Annotated in this window: 3 protein-coding genes; 1 reads left to right on the top strand and 2 read right to left on the bottom strand. The window is 37.8% G+C overall.

From position 1 onward, the window contains the following. Positions 1–130 precede the first annotated feature (130 nt). Positions 131–1,141 (top strand): type II glyceraldehyde-3-phosphate dehydrogenase, encoded by a 1,011-nt coding sequence (locus L6N96_04460; protein MCP8323411.1) that lies wholly within the window; start codon positions 131–133, stop codon positions 1,139–1,141. A gap of 184 nt (positions 1,142–1,325) precedes the next feature. Here L6N96_04460 and larE read toward each other — a convergent pair whose 3' ends face one another. Together larE and larC are read right to left on the bottom strand one after the other, a co-directional pair. Continuing rightward, complete coding sequence (larE, locus tag L6N96_04465; GenBank protein ID MCP8323412.1) at positions 1,326–2,132, bottom strand: ATP-dependent sacrificial sulfur transferase LarE; 807 nt, start codon at positions 2,130–2,132, stop codon at positions 1,326–1,328. Between the two features lie 152 nt (positions 2,133–2,284). Further along, positions 2,285–3,441: nickel pincer cofactor biosynthesis protein LarC (larC, locus tag L6N96_04470; protein MCP8323413.1), on the bottom strand; the 1,157-nt coding region annotated here is incomplete at its 5' end.

Raw genomic sequence — 3,441 nt, forward strand, 5'->3', positions numbered from 1 at the left:
AGTTTGGTATAAAAGAATGGATTGATTACACGAGTACAGCAGGTGGAGCACTCGTCCTGTATTTAGCTGGAAGGAGCTTACCCCTAATAGATGCTCTTGAAAGAGCTGCTGAGAGGGTTGATGTAAAGAAATGATCAAGGTTGGTGTAAACGGCTACGGCGTAATTGGGAGAAGAGTTGCAGATGCTGTATCCCTTCAAAAAGATATGTCTATGGTTGGTGTTTCAAAAGTTAGAGCAGACTATAAGGCCCGTCTGGCAAAGGAAAAGAAGTATGATCTGTATGCTATTGATGAGAAATCTTTCGAAAGTTTTTCTGAAGCTGGATTGAATCCAAAAGGCAATCTGGAAGACTTGCTGAATGATGTGGATGTAGTTATAGATGCCAGTCCTGGAGGAATCGGTGCCCAGAATAAACAAATTTATGAGAAATTTGATAAAAAAGCCATTTACGAAGGAGGAGAGAAACACGAGGTTACAGGTTTCTCCTTCGTAACACAATGTAATTTCGATGATGCAATGGATAGGAAGGCAATACGTGTAGTTTCATGCAATACAACAGCTTTATGTCGTGTACTCAATGCTTTAGATGAAGATTTTAAGATAAAAAGGGCTAGGGCTGTAATAGCCAGAAGAGGAGCTGATCCCGACGATACAAAGAGGGGTCCTATCGATGCCGTTGTTCTTGACCCTGTAAGCCTGCCATCTCATCATGGACCCGATGTGCAAACTGTTCTTCCTCATGTCGATATCGTTACGATGGCTCTAAAGATACCAACAACCAACATGCACCTTCATTCATTGATAGTTACAGTAAAAGAGAAGGTAGATGAGTATAAGGTGCAGGATTCGTTAAGAAATACGACGAGAATTCTTCTTGTCAATGGTAGTGAAGGGATAAACTCGACAGCTAAAGTGATCGATCTGGCAAGAGAGATCGGTAGACCTCGTAATGATATGTACGAAGTACCTATATGGGAAGACTCGATAAAAGTTATAGATGATGAAATCTACCTATATATGGGCGTTCATCAAGAAGCCATAGTTATCCCTGAGAATATTGACGCCATAAGAGCATTGATTGGTGGGTGCTCTAAAGAAGAAACGATAAAACTAACCAATAAGACACTTAAAATCAAGTAGAATAAAAAACTAAATAAAATTAAACTAAATTAGGTGATATTTACACTTACATTTATCACTGGATATGGCCGAATTGTAAAAGAGTTATTTTTAGGAATATTTCAGTAGCCAATATGGTAGGGTTATCTGTTTAAGCAAAATTAACCTTTTACACCATATGGTGTTTAAGTCGACAAAATTTAAACTACAACACTTCATCCATACTACCTGAGCGGTAGCCTTGAAGGTCCATGGTAACATAATCAAAACCAAGATATTTTAACTCGTTCACTATTTTATCCATCAAATCTTCATTATAAAGAAACTTCCTCTCTTTACTCTCTAATTCTATACGAGCTATATTGCCATGGTTTCTAACACGAATCTGCCTCACCTTTAACAAATCCATAATATACTTCTCAGCTTTTGCAACTCTCTCGATACTCTCATGGGTCAACTTCTGACCGTATGGGAACCTTGAGGCTAGACAAGCCACTGAAGGTTTATCAGCATTAGAAAGACCAAGATGTATCGCTATTTCCCTTACTTCTCCCTTTTTCAAACCTACAATGGCAAGAGGGCTGTAAACATCTCCCTCTTTCAAGGCTAAGGACCCTGGTCTATAACTTTTCAGATCATCTACATTCGTCCCATCAACAATAATTCTCGCTTCTTTTTCAGCTATTTTCTTGAAAAGGGATATCAACTCTTTCTTACAGTAGTAGCATCTTTTAGTATTGTTCTCAGCTATTGATCTTCCCAACTCGTTAGTTTGTATTATTATATGTTTTACACCAATCTCTTCTGCAATCTTTTTTGAGTTATCCAACTCCCAAGGAGGAAATATGATTGAATTTACCGTCACGGCAATCGTATCACTATGCATATTTGCTATGGCTGTTACTACGGAGCTGTCTACACCCCCTGAAAAAGCAACCAACACCTTTTCTTTATCCTTAAAGAAATTTTGAAGTTCATCGAGCTTTTTCTTAGTAGTTGAACATGATCCCATATTTTAACTCCTTAATTATTTTCATATTTTTTATAATATTAGAATTTATTCCAATTGAATTCAATAGTAATAAGGTAGAAATATACACTTAATCTCTAGACTATACATCACAAAATCTATCCATCACTAAATATCGACTTTAATGTCTTATACTAAGTCATTTCTCCTTTTAAAATAGAACGTGCCTTTTCCTCCGCTAGTATCAAGACCTTCCACAATGGTAAACCAACTTCATTTGCTATCCTTCTAGCATCCTCATACTCCGCCTTTATCCTGATTATCTTGCCTTTTTCATCTCTCGCTATCTTTACCCTTATCGATCTTTCTATATCATTTATCTTGAATTTCACTTCTGAAAAATCTCTTGATAAGATATGCCTCATGTAAGGGATTATACGTACCCCCAAAGTTCCTGTCTCCTCCATCAAAACTCTAGAAAGATTTTCTACATGCTCGCTATCTGTTATAACTTGAATTATCTGCCCCGGTCTATTTCCTTTGGTGTAGATCGGAATCAATGATACACTCTTTGCTCCCTTTTCCATCAACTTATCCATAGCATGACCTATGACTTCTCCAGATATATCATCAAGGTTCGTCTCTATTGTAAAGACTTCATCGAAAAGATTTCTCGGAATCATCTCACCCAAACTAATACGTAATATATTGGGGATCTCAGCAAAGTCTTCACTTCCTGCGCCATAACCTGTAAGAGATGGTTTGAATAAAGGGTAGTAATTTGCTGGTTCCGCTATGTTAACGAGTATCGATGCACCTGTAGGTGTGCATAACTCAGATGCTATAGGTCCGCCTACAATTAGGAATCTCTTTGACTTCAAAATCTCTAGAACTGCAGGAGAAGGACTCGCAATGATCCCCTCTGATGATCTAAAAGTTCCTCCTCCAAGAGCGACTGGCGTTGAATAAATCTTTACATTATCCAATAAATTCAGCCTTTCTAAACAGAACGCTGTACCGATGATATCTACCACTGTATCAACAGACCCTAATTCATGTAGATGAACATCTTCATTGTACTCCCCATGCACCTTAGATTCAGCCTCAATCAAAGTATCCATTACAGAAACTGCAAATTTTTTTGCTCGAACATTAAGATGACTCTCTGCACACTTTATCAAAGCTTCCTTTACTTCTATGCCTTTTCTATGTTCATAATTCTCCATAGCTCTTACTTCGACCCTTTTCGCTTTGAAACCCCTTCTTTTTACCTCTTTTACTTCTACATCTAGACTCTTGACCCCTTTCATGTATCCTCCTGCCAATTTCATCATTCCTTTTACTTCATCGA

It is taken from the genome of Candidatus Methylarchaceae archaeon HK02M2, assembly GCA_024256165.1.
GTDB lineage: Archaea > Thermoproteota > Nitrososphaeria > Nitrososphaerales > JACAEJ01 > HK02M2.